Source organism: Monashia sp. HAY1-2A (assembly GCF_056755315.1).
The window spans coordinates 1-268 of the sequence record NZ_JBNDHY010000442.1; the positions used below are offsets into that span (position 1 = coordinate 1).

General features: G+C 67.5%; 1 protein-coding gene. It reads left to right on the forward strand.

The window, feature by feature from the left end; genetic code table 11:
- On the forward strand, nt 1-268 hold a 268-nt coding region (locus ACPYOM_RS22645), incomplete at both ends, for a hypothetical protein (RefSeq protein WP_481347687.1).

Consider the following 268-nt stretch of genomic DNA (forward strand, 5'->3'; position numbering starts at 1 on the left):
CGCTACGACAGCGTCGCGGGCCGTGCGTGGCGCGCCGTGCAGGACACGGTCTACGACCCGATCCTCAATGCGTGCCGCGGCCTGGGCTGGCCGAACTGGCAGCGCAGCGAGGATTACTACGTCGAGGGCATGCTGATCTGGCTGGACGTCGACACGCACATCCGCGAACTCTCGGGCGACAGGCGCTCGCTGGACGATTTCGCGCGCGCCTTCTACAGCGTGAACAACGGCAGCCACCTGCCCGCGTTCTACACGTGCGACGACGTCG